Below are 17,751 nucleotides of genomic sequence, written 5' to 3'. Positions count from 1 at the left end.
GGCTAAAGATAAAAATAAAGAAAAAGAACAAATAAAGAAAGAATATTCCAAGGAAGAGATAGACGAAATTGCTGAACTTAAAGATAAGCTTTACTGGGCACAAATGCAGATAGATTTCCTAAAAAAAGATGGAATTAGAGGACGAGGAAGATCAGAAAATGAGAGAATGGCTCGAATAATTCACTCATTAAGAGAAAAGTATCCACTAAAAGATTTACTTAAATAATTTGCTTTTCCAAAATCAACATACATGTATTGGCAAAAAAGATTTGATAGGAAAGATAAAGATTTAGACTTTGAAAATAAAATCAAAGAAATAAGAAAAAATCATCCAAACTATGGATACAGAAGAATACATGCAATGCTTAAGAGACTCGGAATTTTAATAAACAAGAAAAAAGTTCAAAGACTGGTACAAAAACTTAAACTTCAGGTAACAAATTTTGCACGTAAATCTAGAAAATACTACTCATACAAAGGAAGAGTAGGTAAAGTAGCACCAAACAGGCTAAAAAGAAGATTTAATACTTCTATAGTCCATCAGAAAATTACTACAGATACCAGTGAATTCAAATACTATGAAGCTGATAAATCAGGAAATATGCAAGTTAAAAAGCTTTACTTAAATCCTTTCTTAGATATGTTTAATGGAGAAATAATTAGCTATTCAATAACAAGTTCACCTACATTAGATGCAATAACAATACCTCTTGAAGAAGCAATTTTAAAAACTTCAGATTGCAAGTTTAGAAGAATATTCCATTCAGATCAAGGATGGGCATACCAATTAAAAAAATATACTAAGAAATTAGAAAATAATGGAATTTTACAGAGTATGTCAAGAAAAGGAAATTGTTTAGACAATTCTCCTATGGAGAATTTCTTTGGGATATTAAAACAAGAAATTTACTATGGTAGAACATTTAAGTCATTTAATGAGCTTAAAAAAACAATTGAAGAGTATATAAAATATTACAATGAAAATAGAATAAAGGAAAAACTTGGATATTTAAGTCCAGTTGAATATAGAAAATTAAATGCAGCTTAGCTGCGATTTCTCTTAAGGGAAATATTAAGGACAAAAAACCAGAGACAAATACTTCTAAATGTCTCTGGTATAAAGTCCAACTTTTTGGGGTCACCTCAAAATTCCAAACAACTCTTTTGTTTTAATCATATCTCATTTATAAATGAAGACTTATCAACTTTATTTAAATATAGGCTTTCAGGGTAATGAAGACTTAGTTTATTTTTTGCTCTAGTAAGTCCAACGTAAAATAATCTTCTTTCTTCCTCTAGTTGTTTATCATCCTCATCGTTTGCTTTTGCGTATGAAGAAGGAAACTCATTTTCTACAAGGTCAATTAGATAAACATTATCAAATTCTAATCCCTTTGAACCATGGATAGTCGATAGGGTTAGTGGACTATTTGTTATAGATTTTGACTTTTGTTTTTTTATTAGCTTATTAACCTTATTTTCAAATTCAACAATACTTTTTACCCCTTCACTAATATTTAAAAGGGTATCAATTATTCTATCGTAACTTACCATTGAAGCAGCCTTTGCCTTAGAAAATTCTTTTAAATACTCATAGTAATCCATATTAAAAAGAATATATTTAATAGCTTTATCAAAGTTTAAGTCTGATAATTTGTCCATATAATATCCTAAGTCGTAGACATTATTTAAGAAAAAGTTATTCATACCATCTACTTCTTTTAAGTTTTCTATTACATCTTGCTTTGCAGGCATCATTTTAACTTGATTTACGAAGTCTCTTTTAATATATAAGTTGAGCTTATAATATATTTTTTCAAAAGTATCTATATCATAGGTATCTTTAGAAAAATTGATTATATTTATTAAATCTTTGATTATTGTATGCATGTAAAAGGCGTATTTACTATCTTTGATATAGAAGTCTATATTTTGATTTAATTTATTTATTAAATTTATAGATGATATATTATTTCTATATAATATTGCTACACTTTCACCATTTTTTATATCTTCTAGGACGTGTTTTATAACATGATCAATTTGATTGCTTGTGTTTTTATGTTTTTTTATATCAACTTTGGGACCTTCATCTTTTGTAGTTCTTATAGATTTTTTATACCTTTTTTTATTGTTATTAATTAATTTGTTTGCAACACTTGTAATATTTTCTTTAGACCTAAAATTATCTTCCATATAGTAAATTTTGGCATCTGGATATACCTTAGGAAAGTCTAATAAAAGCTCGGAGGATGCACCTCTAAAACCATATATGGATTGGTCATCATCAGCTACTATAAAAAGATTATTTTTCTTTCCAGCTATTAAAGAAATGATTTTTAGTTGTACGAATGAGGTATCTTGGCCTTCATCTATTTGTATGTAGTCAAACTTGTTTTGTATAAAATTAAGAGCGGACTTATTATTTTGAAGAATAGATAAGGCTTCAAGTAACATATCATCAAAGTCAATAAGGTGGTTTTTCTTTTTAAAACTTTCATAAGTCATATATACTTTTTCAAAGTTGAAAAAAACTTGCCCATATTTCTTTTTATAGGACTCATAATCCATAAGGGTGTTTTTGATATAGCCAGAAACCCTGAAAAATTCATCTAATTCTTCATCACTAATTTTTCTTTTTTTTATTTTATAAAATATTTGACCTACAATATGATATTTATTGTATGTCTTTGAAGCTTCAATTAGTTCAATTTTACTTGCGTTATTAGAAAAAGACCTTACTAGACCATAGGAAAATGAATGGATTGTAGAAAACTTAACTGATTTATCCTTATAAATTTTTTCGTATCTTGCCTGCATATCTAGAGCTTGCGACTTGGAAAAAGTCATAGCAAGTATCTTAGATGGATTAACACCTGATTTTACTAACTTGTTAATTCTAGCTAAAAGGACTGTAGTTTTACCTGATCCAGGTACAGCTAAAACTAGACAGGGGCCATCTTTATGATTTATCGCTTTCTCTTGTTCTTTTGAAAATTTCATTTTAACTCCTTATATAAATACTATAAATACTTGTATTAATTTGCAAATATTAATATATCTTAATAATGTTGACAGTTTTATATTTTTATTTTTTGCTATACTGAATATAAATAAGAACAACAAAATAATAAATAATTTGGCTATATCAAGGGTATAGTCTCAGGCATAAGAATGCGTGGTGGTTAATTGAGAAAGAATAAATTTGATAATAGAATCCCTAAATACTTTCATTCTGATGGAAATGGTATTCATTTAAAAGTTGGATCAAATTATAGATTATCTTTGAATAATAAAACTATTAATATATATGTCATATCAGAATTTAAACATTTTTATTTAGTGAGCGTAGAGGATAAATATAAAACTACTATAAATAAATATCAAGAAAGTTTACATTATCTATAAAATTCATGTAAAATATGGATAAGAATAGAGGTGTATCATGAAAAGAAATATTTTGATTAAAATTAGTATTTTTCTCTTGATTATATCAAGTGTTTTAGTTAATGTTTTTTCTTATATTAATGCTGAAAGACAAGACAAAAATAAACGTATTGTCATAGATGAAGAAACTCAAGATGAAATTAGTTTGGTTAAAGAAGAAACTCAAGAAGAAACTGTGAAAGAAACAAAGCAAAGGGAAACTGAAACTAAAAAAGAAAAAAATATAAGTACAAAGAGAATAACTGAAAGTCAAGAAGTTCCTTTTAAAATAATAAGAAAGCACAATATAAATGATGCGAAGACTAGGATTAGACAAGAAGGAATAAATACTATAATTAAAAAGACATATGAAATAACCTACGAAGATGGAGTAGAAGTATCAAGAAAACTTGTCGATGAAAAGACTCAAAAAGGACAAGATAAGATAATAGAGACTCTAATTGATTACAAAGAACCTGTTGTAGAAAAAATTGAAGTTGAAGATAAGGATAGACCTATATATGAAACTAAGACAGTCTATAAATTAGCATCAGAAGATGGAGAAGGTTTAGGTGAGTTTACAAGTCTTGATCAAGCTAAAGCTAAACAGGCAGAGTATGAGAATGATGGACTTGAAGTTAATATTATAAAGACTGAGGATAAAGTTATAGTAGGTTATGAGACAATTATTAAAGAAGAAATAGTGGAAAAAGGCAAAGAAGTTTGGGAATAGTGTAGAAAAAATCTAGACCATGATCTTCTATAATTTTATATTTTCAATCCATAAATAAAATATAGGAGTAATAAAATGGCAAGAAAAAAAATAGATCAAAATAAAGTTAACGAAGAAAGAAAAGAAAATAAAGCAAAGGCTTTTTCTACAGACAACAAAAAGATAGTTAAATATTCATTGATAGGACTTTTAGCTATATCTTTATCAGCTGGAGCAATTAGCTTAGCATTAAAAAATGATAATAAAGATAGAGGAAAAGTTACGATTGAAAGTGCAAAAGAAACTAAAAAAGAAACTGTAAAAGAAACGAATTTAGAAGTATCGAAAGAACTTGAAAAAGAAATAAATAAAGAAATCGAAGAAGAAATCAAAAAAATAGAAAATCAAGGCTTAAGTAAAGAAGACCAAGAAAAAGAAATAGAAAAGGCTAAAGAAAATATTTTATTAAGTGTAAGTAAAAAGGAAAAACTTGATAAAAATAGTTTAAAAAACATAGTAAATAAAAAAGTATCAAAAAGAGTTGAAAGCTCATCAAAGCTTGATAAAAATGTGAAAACAAAAGCAAAAGAAGAAATAAAAGAAATAGAAAAGAAAGAATCAAGTACTGATAAGCATAAAGATACTAGCTCAAATAAAAAAACTGAAACTAAAGAAGAAAAGAAATCAGATACAAATAATAACAACAAAGCAAAACAAAATAAGGAAGTAAGTTATAAGTATGAGGATAAAGAAACAACAATCCCATATAAAACAATAAGAAAACACAATATACCAAATGCTAAAACAAGGGTAAAACAAAAGGGTGTAAATGGTAAAACAATAAACACATATAAAATAACTCTTGAAGACGGAAAAGAAGTAAGTAGAAATATAAGTGATACAAAGACCATAAAATCACAAGATGAAATAATAGAAACTTATGTAAAGATTCAAGATAAAAAGGTTAAAATAAGGGAAGTTGAAGATAAATCAAAACCAGTATATAGAATAATTGGTAAAGAAAGATGGTTTGTTCATAATGACTTAACTGGTGAAAAGAAATATTTTTATTCAGCAGGTGAAGCAGAAGATTACTTTATAAATAATGGTATTTTAGGTAATTGGGGTACAGCAGAATCAGAAAAAATAAAAACAAATGAGATATTAGGATACGAAACAAAAACAGAAAATGTAGTAGTTCAAGAAGAAAAATGGGCATGGCAATAAACTAAAGTTTACCATGAACATAAGCAAGAGATAGATAGATAAATCTATCTCTTTTTTTATTGCAAAAAAAGGAGCGAAAATGATTAAAAAACTTAGAAAACTAAAAAATATCGAGTATGGCTAACTTGATATTTAAAAATAGAATAGAAAGGAAAAAATATAAATTAAAGAGGAGAAATAAATGGAGAAAAAAATTAAATTTAGAAGACTTATAAGTGCGTTTTTGGCATTTATAATGGTCTTGGGTGGAATTAGTTTAGGGATTCCTTCTGATGCACATGCAGCAAGTAATCTTGTAAGGATAACAAATAAGGATAGAGGGGAAGTTCTTGGAACGTTAAAAATACCTGTGAATCAGATAAGACCAAATGCTTACCCAGACCCTAATTCTAAAGAGGGGACAGCTGTAGGAAGTAGAAGATTTTATACTATACATGAAGGAAACGATGGTAAGAAATACATTTGTATAGAAGCTAGTGTTGGAGTTTCTAGAGAGTACAAAATAGTTGGAGAATTTACTAAAAACTCAAAAATAGCACCTTTTATAGCTTATGCAGAAAACAACAACTATAGTAACGATGCAATCCAAGCTATAGTTTGGACACTACTTGGTCAAATTAATTTACATTCAAATTACCAAGAAAGATATGAATCGTTTTTATCAGCCTATAATAAAAACCCTAATGCATCCGTGTTTAAAGGGGCTAAGGTTTACGAGTATCACCCAGCTAAAAATAGCATACTTCAAAGAATGATAGGTTGGGACTTTGAAAAAGAAACAGAAAGTAAGTTATCACTTAAAAAAGAATCAACAAATCCGGATTATGTGAAAGATAACCCAAACTATTCATTAGCTGGAGCAGAATACGGAATATATACTAGTGAATTAGATGCAACAAAAGATTCAAATAGAGTAGGAACATTTACAAGTGATTCAAATGGAGATACAAATACCTTAGAATTAGAAGAAGGAACCTACTATGTAAGAGAACAAAAAGCACCAAAAGGATATTTACTAGATGATTTTGGTGGAGCAAATAAAGATGGTATATACAAGGTAGAATTAAGTGGAGAAGGTCAAACATTTACAGTAAAGGATAAACCAAAAACAGACCCTCTATCATTAATGCTTAAAAAGACAGATACAAAGGGTGAAGGTCTTAATGACGCTGAATTTGAAGTAAAATATTATGAAGAATTAGTAAGTGATGTAACAGGATTAACACCTAAGTACACATGGACATTAAAAACAGCCACAGCACCAAACGGAGTTGCAGGAGTTTTAGCATTAAATGATTTATATAAAATTGGTGGAGATGAAATACCAAAAGATGAAAATGGTAGAACAGCAGGATATATAGGAACATATACTATCCAAGAAACCAAGTCACCTAATGGATATGTCCTAGATGATACCCTACACATTAGACAATTAAAAGAAGAAGGTGGAGCATCTGTATTAACATTTAATGCACCAACTCAAACTAATGAAAGTCAAAAGATGAGATTTACTTTACAAAAAGAAGATCTTGTAAATAAGGTAGCTCACCTGGAAGGTTCTTTAGAAAAAGCTATTTATGATGTAATCGTGGTTGAAAGTGTAGATAAAGATCTAAAAGCAGGTGATGTAGTAAAAACAGTTGAAACTGATAAAGATGGTAAAGTTTTAGTAGATGAATTAGAATTAGGTATTTATGACATTGTAGAAAAAACACCTTCAAAAGGATATAGCTTAAATCCAGTAGCTGTAAGAGTAGAAGGCAGGGAAGACAATTCAGGAAATGAATATACAGAAAATGTAGTTCAAACTAAAACAAATGCTAAAGCCTTATTAGATTTATTAAATGAAAAAATTGAAGATCTAAATACCTTAAATAGAATAAATGCAAATGGAGAAAAATATAGGACATTTGATAAGGTAGTTGAAAGAGAAGTTAACTTAGAAAAGAAAGATAATCCAAGTGTTTATACAAATGAATTAGCAGAATATGGAAGAATCTCATTAACAAAACATGCTGATGGAGAAAAAGGTGAAGAAGAAGCTACTCAATCAGGAAAGAGAAGACCAGAAGCTAATATTACATTTGATGTATTTAATTCAAAAAATGAAAAAGTTGATTCATTTACAACAGATTCATTTGGTAGGGCAACAAGTAAATATTTAGAACAAGGTAGATATAGAGTAAGCCAAGTAACAAAGGCACCGGGATTAATTAATGTAGAAGATTTTTATGTAGATATTGAAGGAGATTTTAAGGAATATCAATATAATCTTGAAAATTACCAAAATCTAAAATACTTACAAATCGTTAAAATTGACGAAGAAACTGGAAAAGAAATCTTACAAAAGGGTGTAACATTCAAATTACTAGATGAAAATAAAGAAGAAATTCACCAAGATATTCATTATCCAGAAACACAAACTTTAACAGAGTTTGTAACAAATGAAAAAGGTATGGTTCAATTACCAAATAGGGTAAAAAATGGCACATACTATATTAGAGAAATAAAAGCACCAAAAGGATATTTCTTAGATCCAAATGGCGAAGATCTAAAGATTGAAATCAAAGATGACAATACAAAAATTTCAATTCAACAAGTAAATAATACACCTCAAAAAGGTGAACTAGTACTTGAAAAGAAAGCAAATATCTTAAAAGGAACTACAGCAGAAAATGGTCTAACAAACTTAGTATTTGAAGAAGATTACTTAGCAAATACAAAATGGCACTTAATTGCAAATGAAGATATTATATCATTTGATGGGCAAACAAAACTTCATTCAAAGGGTGATGTGGTTAAAGAAATTATTACAAATGGAAAAGACAAAGTTGTGACCGGTGATATTGCTTTAGGTAAATATATACTTAAAGAAGTAGAATTAAATTCAAAATATGTATTAGATCAAAAAGAATATGAAATAGAATTTACACCACAAGAATCACAGGTTAAAGTAGATTCAAAAACAGAAAGAAAGTTCAACGAAAGAAACGAAGTTGAATTTGAAGTTGTAAAAGAATTTGAAGGTAGTAAACATTTTACATTTAATCCAAAAGCTAAATTTGGTTTATTCTTAAAAGAAGATTACACAGAAAATGGTGTAACAATTAAGAAAGACACATTAATTCAAAAGATGACTGTAAATGTAAATGATATTAAAGAAAATGAAGAAAGTGTATCAAGAGTAGTTAAGGGTTCATTTAAGAATATTACAATAGATGGAAAATTCTATGTAAGAGAATTAAATGTAGATGATAACTATATTTTAGATGAAAGAAATAATGATGTATCATTTGATTTTTCAAGTACACAAAGTAAAGACAATAACAAGGTAAGTACAAAGATTGAAAACAAACTTAAGAAAGTCGGCTTATCAATCTTAAAGGTTGAAATGGGAACAATTGGTGAAGATCAAATTCCTGTAGCTGGAGCAAAATATAGGTTAGTTGCAGTAGATGAAGCTAAAGGTGAAACAACCGTTGGTGAATATGTAACTGATAAAGATGGTAGATTTGAAGTTAAAGATCTTGCGAGAGGTAAATATTACTTAGTTGAAATTGAATCACCAAAAGGATATTTACTAGATGGTAAAAAACATGAATTTGATTTGACTGATAAAGACCATGAAGAAGTAGTTAAAGCTACAACAGAAAATGAAAGAATACCAGAAATTGAAACAACTGCAAAAGACAATAAGACTGGTGAAAAAGAAATTAATCCAAGTAAAAAGATTGAAATAGTAGACATTGTTAAATACAAAGGACTTATCATAGGTAAAGAATATGAACTAGTAGGTCATTTAATGGATAAGGAAACAAATAAAGAAGTCTTAGATAAAGATGGAAAGATGATAAAATCAAGCTTGAGATTCACTCCAGAAGAAAGAGATGGTGAAGTAGGTTTAGTATTTGAAGTAGATGCAAGTCTTTTAAGAGGAAAAGAAATAGTAGTCTTTGAAACACTTTATAGGGAAGGTAGACAGATTGCAATTCACCATGATATAGAAGATGAAGGGCAAACAGTAAAAATTACAGATCCTAAGGGTAAAACCTATGCTAAATGGGAAGATGATTCAAAAGGAGTTTATGAAGGTAAGGTTCATAAATTAATAGATACCTTCAAATATGAAGATTTAATTCCAGGAAGAGAATACAAGTTAGTAGCTTATGTAGTAAGAAAAGCTAATGGCAAAGCTATTACTGAAAGAAAAGAAGTAACATTCACACCAGAAAGTAAGAATGGATCAATTGATGTTGAATTTGAAATTGATACAAGTAAACTAGGTGGAAGTGAACTTGTAGTCTTTGAAGAATTGTATGATATGGAAGGGAATCTATTAATCGACCATAAAGATATAAACGACAAAAACCAAACAGTTAAGGTAAATAAGAAACCTGTAGAAAATCCTAAGACTGGAGATTTTGGTATAAGAGTTTATGCAAGTATGTTAACTTTAGCCACCATGATATTTTTAGTGTTAGAGAATAAGGGTGAGGTAAAAAGTATTTAATCTAATATCAATATCATATATATTAAATAAATTAAACAAAAGATTAAAAACTTAACGAAAATTATAATAATGGCTCTCATTAGCATGGTTGACAAATTTATTAGTGCTATAATTTATCCATAAAATACTTTGGAGGTAATTATGGATAAATACAAAATATTCGGTCTCCATTGCCAGGAATGTGCAGATGATTTGAAGGAATCATTATTAAGGATTGAAAATGGAGAAAAAGTAAAAATTGATTACAAAGATAAATTGATTTATTTGCCAGAAGATTTAAACTTAGATCAATTTAATCAGATTTTAGAATATAAAAAACTATTTATAGAAGAGGTAAATGATAGAGACCATGACCACCATCATGGCCATAGTCACAGTCACAGTCATAGTCATAGCCATGATGTTGACATTTCAGCACCAGGTAAAATGCTAATTGTATTTCTATTGAATTTATTCTTTTCGATTGCAGAATTTATCTTAGGAAATATATTTAGGTCATCAGCGATACTCTCTGATGCTGTTCACGACTTGGGCGATGCCTTATCTATTGGTCTAGCCTTTGTTTTTGAAAAGGTGTCAACAAAAGAGGCGGATACCAAATATTCATTTGGCTATAGTAGGTTTTCTCTACTTGGAGCCCTTATAACATCTACAGTACTTATATTTGGGTCTATTTCAATAATATTAAAGGCTATACCAAGCTTTATAAGCCCTCATGCACCAAATGAACAAGGTATGTTTTGGATGGCTATTGCAGCTATTATAATCAATGGTTTCTCGGTATGGTTCTTAAGAGGTGGTGAAAATTCAAACCAAAAGTTATTAAATGTTCATGTTTTAGAAGATATGTTTGGTTGGATTGCAGTCTTACTTGTAAGTATTGTTTTAAAATATACAGATTGGTACTTTTTAGATCCAATGCTATCGCTAGCGATTGCAGGATTTATTCTTTATAACGCAGTACCAGAATTTATAAAATCAGTAAAAACATTCTTAAATTCAACTCCGCATAATATACCAATAAGTAAAATAGAAAAGGAGATTAGACTAATAGACAAGGTTCATGCTATTAGCCACTTGCATATTTGGTCTATTGATGGGGAAAACAACGCATTTACAGTAACTGCATTTGTAGATACCCAAGATGGTGAAGAAATGGAAAATATAAGACGTGAAATTAGAGATATAATTGCTCCTTATAAAATGGTACATTATACTATTGAAGTTATACCTGACACAGAGAAAATATTGAAATACTAATTTTTTATTAGTTAAGAATGGTGGGATATCCCACCATTTTTTTCTTTATTTAAATTAAAATCTCATATCATGTTATAATAAAAGCATTATGAAAAATAAAGGAGTAAATATGAAGTTAATATCATGGAATATTGATTCTTTAAATGCGGCCTTGACAAGTGATTCTAATAGGGCTCAACTATCAAGACAAGTATTAGAAACTATTAAATATGAAAATGCGGATATAATAGCAATCCAAGAGACTAAACTACCTGCAAAGGGGCCAAGTAAAAAACACTTAGAAATATTGGAAGAACAATTTCCAGATTATACATCTGTTTGGGTTTCCTCACAAGAACCTGCAAGAAAAAGTTATGCAGGGACAATGTTTTTATATAAAAACGAATTAGAACCTGAAGTGACTCGTCCTTTTATAGATAGCCCATGTACTATGGATTCAGAAGGAAGAATAATTAGTTTAGAATTTGATAATTTTTATGTAACAAATGTGTATACACCTAATGCTGGAAGTAGTCTTGGAAGATTAGATGATAGACAGTTATGGGATGAAAAATATGCTGATTATTTATCAAAGCTTGATGAAGAAAAGCCTGTTATAGCTTGCGGAGACTTTAATGTAGCCCATGAAGAAATAGACTTGGCTCATCCTGAAAGTAATAGAAGGTCAGCTGGCTTTACTGATGAAGAAAGACAGGGATTTACAAACTTATTAGATAGAGGTTTTACTGATACCTTTAGACACATCCATGGAGATGTAGAAGGAGTATATACCTGGTGGGCTCAAAGGGTAAAAACTTCAAAGATAAACAACTCAGGCTGGAGGATTGACTACTTTTTAGTAAGTGATCGTATTAAAGATAAGGTAACAAGATCAGAAATGATTGACTCAGGAACTAGACAAGACCATACACCAATTATTTTAGAAATTGACCTATAAAGCAAGAGCTGGATATAAACCAGCTCTTATTTAAATATTGAAAAAATATAAATATAGTGTTAAAATAAACTTTGTCAGCCCGGGTGGCGGAACTGGCAGACGCGCGAGACTCAAAATCTCGTACCCACTAGGGTGTAAGGGTTCGATCCCCTTCCCGGGCACCATATATTATTTAAAACGTGTATTTTACACGTTTTTTTTATGCCTAAATTTATAATTGCTTACAAATTTGATATAATAATTAAAGATAATATTTTAAATGTTAGAAATAAAAAGACTTAGAAAAATTATGATTAATAATTAAGAATATTTAAACAAAAAAGAGAAGAGGAAATATGGAAAAAATACTACTTATAGACGGATCATCCTTAATATTTAGAGCTTTTTACGCTATAAGAAATCTTTCTACAAAAGATGGTTTGCCAACGGGAGCTGTTTATGGATTCGTTAATATGTTAAATTCTGCTATTAAACAGATAGAACCAAATTACTTAGCAGTAGCCTTTGACAAGGCTGGTCCGACTTTTAGAACTAGAGAATACGCAGAATACAAGGGCACAAGAGATAAGACACCGGATGAATTGAATAGCCAATTTGGTATAGTTAGGGACTTGTTGGATTCATATGGGATTAAACACTTTTCTCTAGATGATTATGAAGCAGATGATATACTTGCTAGCTTATCTAGAAAAGCAAACGAAGAAAATATTGAATCATATATGCTAACAGGAGATAGGGACTATTTTCAATTAATCGATGACCATGCCTATGTATTGTATACAGTAAAAGGAATTTCACAATTAGAAATTTACGATAAGGAAAAGATCAAAGAAAAATATGATGGGTTAAGTCCTAAAGATCTTATTGAAATAAAAGGATTGATGGGAGATAGTTCTGACAATATACCAGGCGTCCCTGGAGTTGGAGAAAAGACTGCTATAAAATTAATAAAAGAATATTCAACCATTGAAAATATCTATGAAAACATTGATAAGATTAAGGGGAAAGCTCTTCCAAAAAATCTTTTGGAAAATGAAAACTTGGCTTACTTATCAAGAAAATTAGGTAAGATAATATGTGATTTAGACCTAGGTATAGAAATTGAAGATTTAAAAGTTCAAGAAGAAAATAGGCAAGAATTATATGAAAAATATAAGGCTTTAGAATTTACAGGATTGATGAAAGAATATTCTCCTGAAGTAGAAGAGGCTCATGACTTTGATGCTAGTCTTCTTGCTAAAAAAGATTATAAAGACCTTATAAATTTTATAGAAAAAGAAAAAGAGCTTGTTTTTGACCTTATAAATGAAGATGACTATATAAAAGAAAAACCTAGGTATTTAGCGATAAAGTCTAAAGATAACAAGGTTTACACATTAGATTTGGAAAATGATTTTGAATTGTTTGAAAAACATTTTAAGTCTTTATTTGAAAGTGACAAAATCGAAAAAGTTTCTTTTGATATAAAAAAATCTATAGTTATGTTTGATAAATTAAATGTTCAATTTTCTGACAATTATCAAGATTTAATGATTTTATCATACTTAATAAATCCTAGTGGTTCCTATTCATTACAAGATCTTGGTCTATCATTTTTAAATGTAGAGATTAAAGCATTAGATGAATACTTAGGAAAAGGTAAAAAAAGAATTAATTTAAGCGATTTAGACCAAGATCAATTATTAGAATATCAAGCTAACAATCTATTTGTTATAAGTAAGGCTAAAAAATTATTGTTAGATAAAATTGAAGAAATGGAAATGAAAGACCTACTTTACAAGGTTGATTTGCCACTTGTGAAGGTGCTTGCTGACATGGAGATTTATGGGGTAGAGTCCCATGCTAAAGAGTTTGAAAAACTGGATGAGGAAATATCAGCTAAAATTGAGAATTTGGAAAATGAAATCTACGACCAAGCAGGTGAAAAATTTAATATAAACTCCCCAAAACAATTAGGAGTGGTTTTATTTGAGAAGTTAGAATTACCAGTTATTAAAAAGACTAAGACTGGATATTCAACAAATATTGATGTTTTGAAAAAGTTAGAAGACAAGCATCCTATTATTCCTATGATAGAAGAATATAGACAGTTAGCTAAGCTTAAATCTACCTATATTGACGGATTAATCCCAATGATAGGAGAAGACAATAGGATCCATTCAAAATTCAACCAAACTGTAGCAGCTACTGGTAGACTATCTTCTACAGAACCAAACCTGCAAAATATACCTATAAAAACGGAAGAGGGTAGGTTGATTAGGAAAGGATTTTTTGCAGGTAAAGATAAAAAGTTGGTATCTGCAGACTATTCCCAAATTGAACTAAGAGTACTTGCAGCTTTAACTAATGATGAAAATATGTTATCAGCCTTTGAACAAGGAATAGATATCCATACAAAAACAGCATCTGAAGTATTTAAAGTTGATTTAGATGAAGTGACAAAGTTACAAAGGTCGGAAGCAAAGGCTGTTAACTTCGGTATTGTTTATGGTATATCGGATTATGGTATTTCAGAAGATTTGAACATTACAAGAAAACAAGCTAGAAATTATATAGACTCTTATTTAGATTCATATCCTCAAATCCATAAATATATGGAAGATATAGTTGAAATTGCTAAGGAACAAGGGTATGTGAAAACCATGTTTGCTAGAAGAAGGTATATACCAGAATTATCTTCATCAAACTTTAATTTGAGAAGTTTTGGAGAAAGAATAGCGCTAAATTCACCTATCCAAGGGACTGCTGCCGATATCATCAAAATTGCTATGATAAATGTTTATAATAGGTTAAAGAAAGATAAACTCCAAGCAAAATTGATTTTACAAATCCATGACGAATTGATCATAGAAAGTCCGGACAATGAACTAGAGAAAGTCAAAAAGATTATAAAAGAAGAAATGGAAAATGCTGTTGATATTGGAGTTAAGTTGCTAGTTGATGTAGAAGTTGGGGACTCTTGGTATGAAGTCTAAAGTAATAGTAATTACAGGATCTATAGCAACTGGGAAAAGTTTAGTTTCTTCTTATCTAAAAGATAAAGGTTATAAGCTATTAGATGCAGATGAAATTGCACATTCTTTAATGCAAGTTGGACAAGTAAATTATAATAATATTGTAGAATATTTTGGTAAAGATATTCTTGACGATAAGAAAAATATAAATAATAAAAAACTTGCTAATATAGTTTTTAATGATAAAGATAAATTAGATATACTAAATAATTTGACTCATGATAATATATTTAATAAAATTATGAACGATATATCAATTTCGACTGATAAGATTATTTTTGTTGATATTCCCTTATATATTGAGAATATTGCTAATAATAATCTTCCTGTAGATGAGATTTGGTTGGTTTATACAGATGAAAAAACTCAATTACAAAGATTGATGAAAAGAAATGATTTAAGCCAAGAAGAAGCTATAAGTAGGATAAAATCTCAAATGTCAATTGAAGAAAAAGTTAAATTTGCAGATTTTATAATCGATAATAGAAAAAGTAGAGAAGAGACTATAAAACAAGTTAAAGAAAAATTGAGGACTTTATGAAAATACTAGGAAGAATATTAGCCTTTATATTAGTTCTTGCTATTCTTGGACTAGGACTAGCATATGGATATATATATTATACAGTTAATGATAGACATGAACCCTATATGGATTTAATTCTAAAATATTCTAAAGAAAATGATGTGGATGAGAAATTAATCACGGCTATAATTGAAACAGAAAGTGATTTTATTGAAAAAGCTGAATCTGGAGTTGGGGCAAAAGGTCTTATGCAAATTATGCCAGATACTGGAGAATGGGTTTCTCAAAAATTAAAGGAAAAAGAATATAGTCCAACATTTTTATTGGACCCAGAAACTAATATCAAATTTGGTACTTATTATTTTAAATATTTAATAGATTACTATAATAATAATATAGATTTTGCTATCATGGCATATAATGCTGGTCATGGTAATGTAGATAAATGGATAGGACAAGGGATATTAAAAGAAAATTCTAAAGACTACGATCAAGTACCTTTTGCTGAAACAAGAAACTATATTAAAAAAGTAAATGATCGTTATGAAATAAATAAGAGTATTTTTGATGTATATTATTTAGATAATGAGAGTTCAAAGAGTCAAAAAGCTTTTAATGTTATGAAAAAAATAATAGTAGATTATTTTACAAAGAAATAAAGTTAGAAAAACGCTTATTTAATTAAGCGTTTTTTATTTTTCTCTGAATTATATTTATAAAATCTACGATTTAGGCTGATAAAATCTTTATATCATGGTATAATAAAGAAGCTAGTTATTGTTAATAATATAATAATTAAAACTAATAGAAAGAGGGAACATATGGTATTTAAGAAAAATACTTTCAAACAAGGCCATCACATTCCTGCTAAAAAGGAATTGAGTAGAGGCAATGAGTACATAATAATGCCAGCACCAGAAGTTGTAAAACTTTCAATGTTACAACACATAGGCGCCCCAGCTAATCCTATAGTTGAAGTAGGAGATTACGTAAAAGTAGGGCAAAAAATTGGTGAAAAAGTAGGTTTTATTTCAGCTAATATACATTCAAGTGTATCAGGTGAAGTTGTAAAAATAGAGAAGTCAAATTCAACAAGAGGAAATACTACATGTATTTTTATCAAAAATGATTTCAAGGATGAGCTTGCTTATGAATTAATGGATATGGACTATAAATCTATGACTTCTGAAGAAATCATAGCAATCATTGATGAAGCCGGTATTACAGGACTAGGGGGAGCTTCTTTCCCAACATCTGTAAAGTTAAGTCCACAAGAAAAAATTGAAGATGTAATTATAAACGCGGCAGAGTGTGAACCTTATCTAACATCAGACGATACAATGATGAGAAACTTTGCTGACAAGATAATTACTGGTTTAAAAATTGAAATGCAAGTTTTAAATGCAGAAAATGGATACATTGTTATTGAGGATGATAAACCAGAAGCTATAGCAAAATTAGAAGAAGCTATTAATGGTTCAGAAAATATTAAATTAGTTGTAGCTAAAGCAAAATATCCACAAGGTGACGAAAAAAGAATTATCCAAGTAGCTACAGGTAAAGAATTACCTTTAGGTGAACTACCAGCAGTGGTTGGATGTGTAGTTTCTAATGCTACAACAGCAGCTGCTATAACAGATGCTGTAGTTCATAACAAGCCTTTATATGAAAGAATAGTTACTTTTACTGGTGAGGCAATGAATACAAAAACAAATGCCCTAGTTAGATTTGGTACAACTTTAGGTGATGCATTGAAAGAACTAGGTGGCTTAAAAGATGATGTTGCTAAGTTAATCATTGGTGGACCTATGATGGGATTTGCCCAAGATGACTTAGGAATTCCTTTAGATAAGCCAACTAATGGATTATTAGCCTTATCTGTAGAAGAAGCAGAATATCCAGACCAAGAACCTTGTATAAAATGTTCAGCTTGTGTTGAAGTTTGTCCTGTTTACTTACAACCATTCAATTTAGAAGAGCTTGTAAGAAATGGAGACCTGGAAGGTGCTCAAACTAATGACATCATGGCATGTATTGAATGTGGATTATGTTCATACATTTGTCCATCACATATTCCATTAGCTGAAACATTCAAAGAAGGTAAGCAAATGATTAGACAAATGAATATTAACTAGGGGGGAT

At 29.2% G+C, this 17,751-nt stretch carries 10 protein-coding genes, 1 tRNA gene and 2 pseudogenes; 12 read left to right on the top strand and 1 reads right to left on the bottom strand.

The window, feature by feature from the left end; translation table 11 throughout:
• Both C4Q29_RS06360 and C4Q29_RS01690 read left to right on the top strand, forming a co-directional pair.
• Positions 1 to 226: pseudogene (locus C4Q29_RS06360) on the top strand (hypothetical protein); the annotation flags it as partial.
• A 21-nt stretch (positions 227 to 247) separates the two neighbouring features.
• Positions 248 to 1,048 (top strand): annotated as a pseudogene (locus C4Q29_RS01690) (IS3 family transposase); the annotation flags it as partial.
• A gap of 125 nt (positions 1,049 to 1,173) precedes the next feature.
• Here the strand turns inward: C4Q29_RS01690 and C4Q29_RS01685 are convergent.
• Entirely contained in the window at positions 1,174 to 3,003 is a 1,830-nt protein-coding gene (locus C4Q29_RS01685) for an ATP-dependent helicase (RefSeq protein ID WP_103981094.1), read from the bottom strand.
• Positions 3,004 to 3,445: 442 nt separating this feature from the next.
• Here C4Q29_RS01685 and C4Q29_RS01675 point away from each other — a divergent pair, with 442 nt between their 5' ends.
• From C4Q29_RS01675 to rsxC, 10 genes are all read left to right on the top strand, one after another.
• Positions 3,446 to 4,159 carry a G5 domain-containing protein gene (locus tag C4Q29_RS01675; protein WP_103981092.1) on the top strand — a complete coding sequence of 238 codons (714 nt, stop codon included), beginning with the start codon at positions 3,446 to 3,448 and terminating at the stop codon, positions 4,157 to 4,159.
• Positions 4,160 to 4,234: 75 nt separating this feature from the next.
• Positions 4,235 to 5,365, top strand: a complete 1,131-nt coding sequence (locus C4Q29_RS01670) for a G5 domain-containing protein (protein WP_103981091.1) — start codon at positions 4,235 to 4,237, stop codon at positions 5,363 to 5,365.
• 181 nt (positions 5,366 to 5,546) lie between these two features.
• Positions 5,547 to 9,875: a SpaA isopeptide-forming pilin-related protein gene (locus C4Q29_RS01665; protein WP_103981090.1), complete on the top strand. Its 4,329-nt coding sequence runs from the start codon at positions 5,547 to 5,549 to the stop codon at positions 9,873 to 9,875.
• Between the two features lie 141 nt (positions 9,876 to 10,016).
• Positions 10,017 to 11,135, top strand: a complete 1,119-nt coding sequence (locus C4Q29_RS01660; RefSeq protein WP_103981089.1) for a cation transporter — start codon at positions 10,017 to 10,019, stop codon at positions 11,133 to 11,135.
• A gap of 109 nt (positions 11,136 to 11,244) precedes the next feature.
• Positions 11,245 to 12,072: an exodeoxyribonuclease III gene (locus C4Q29_RS01655; RefSeq protein WP_103981088.1), complete on the top strand. Its 828-nt coding sequence runs from the start codon at positions 11,245 to 11,247 to the stop codon at positions 12,070 to 12,072.
• Between the two features lie 77 nt (positions 12,073 to 12,149).
• Positions 12,150 to 12,236 (top strand) — tRNA-Leu (locus tag C4Q29_RS01650).
• 171 nt (positions 12,237 to 12,407) lie between these two features.
• The gene (gene polA / locus C4Q29_RS01645) at positions 12,408 to 15,047 is read left to right on the top strand and encodes a DNA polymerase I (RefSeq protein WP_103981087.1); all 2,640 of its coding nucleotides are present in this window, start codon (positions 12,408 to 12,410) and stop codon (positions 15,045 to 15,047) included.
• The gene (gene coaE / locus C4Q29_RS01640; RefSeq protein ID WP_103981086.1) at positions 15,037 to 15,627 is read left to right on the top strand and encodes a dephospho-CoA kinase; all 591 of its coding nucleotides are present in this window, start codon (positions 15,037 to 15,039) and stop codon (positions 15,625 to 15,627) included. The genes polA and coaE overlap by 11 nt, the downstream gene beginning before the upstream one ends.
• Positions 15,624 to 16,268, top strand: coding sequence for a lytic transglycosylase domain-containing protein (locus C4Q29_RS01635; protein ID WP_103981085.1), 645 nt, complete (start codon positions 15,624 to 15,626; stop codon positions 16,266 to 16,268). The genes coaE and C4Q29_RS01635 overlap by 4 nt, the downstream gene beginning before the upstream one ends.
• Before the next feature lie 162 nt (positions 16,269 to 16,430).
• Entirely contained in the window at positions 16,431 to 17,744 is a 1,314-nt protein-coding gene (rsxC, locus tag C4Q29_RS01630; RefSeq protein WP_103981084.1) for an electron transport complex subunit RsxC, read from the top strand.
• Positions 17,745 to 17,751: the final 7 nt, after the last annotated feature.

Origin of the sequence: Helcococcus massiliensis (assembly GCF_900258485.1) — a bacterium.
GTDB classification, from domain to species: Bacteria; Bacillota; Clostridia; order Tissierellales; family Peptoniphilaceae; genus Helcococcus; species Helcococcus massiliensis.
This window is presented reverse-complemented; position numbering and strand designations above follow the sequence as displayed.

Excerpts from the sequence above, each read along its gene's own strand:
- C4Q29_RS01685 (WP_103981094.1), bottom strand. The coding sequence starts at position 3,003 with ATGAAATTTTCAAAAGAACAAGAGAAAGCGATAAATCATAAAGATGGC.
- C4Q29_RS01675 (WP_103981092.1), top strand. The coding sequence starts at position 3,446 with ATGAAAAGAAATATTTTGATTAAAATTAGTATTTTTCTCTTGATTATA.
- C4Q29_RS01670 (WP_103981091.1), top strand. The coding sequence starts at position 4,235 with ATGGCAAGAAAAAAAATAGATCAAAATAAAGTTAACGAAGAAAGAAAA.
- C4Q29_RS01665 (WP_103981090.1), top strand. The coding sequence starts at position 5,547 with ATGGAGAAAAAAATTAAATTTAGAAGACTTATAAGTGCGTTTTTGGCA.
- C4Q29_RS01660 (WP_103981089.1), top strand. The coding sequence starts at position 10,017 with ATGGATAAATACAAAATATTCGGTCTCCATTGCCAGGAATGTGCAGAT.
- C4Q29_RS01655 (WP_103981088.1), top strand. The coding sequence starts at position 11,245 with ATGAAGTTAATATCATGGAATATTGATTCTTTAAATGCGGCCTTGACA.
- polA (WP_103981087.1), top strand. The coding sequence starts at position 12,408 with ATGGAAAAAATACTACTTATAGACGGATCATCCTTAATATTTAGAGCT.
- coaE (WP_103981086.1), top strand. The coding sequence starts at position 15,037 with ATGAAGTCTAAAGTAATAGTAATTACAGGATCTATAGCAACTGGGAAA.
- C4Q29_RS01635 (WP_103981085.1), top strand. The coding sequence starts at position 15,624 with ATGAAAATACTAGGAAGAATATTAGCCTTTATATTAGTTCTTGCTATT.
- rsxC (WP_103981084.1), top strand. The coding sequence starts at position 16,431 with ATGGTATTTAAGAAAAATACTTTCAAACAAGGCCATCACATTCCTGCT.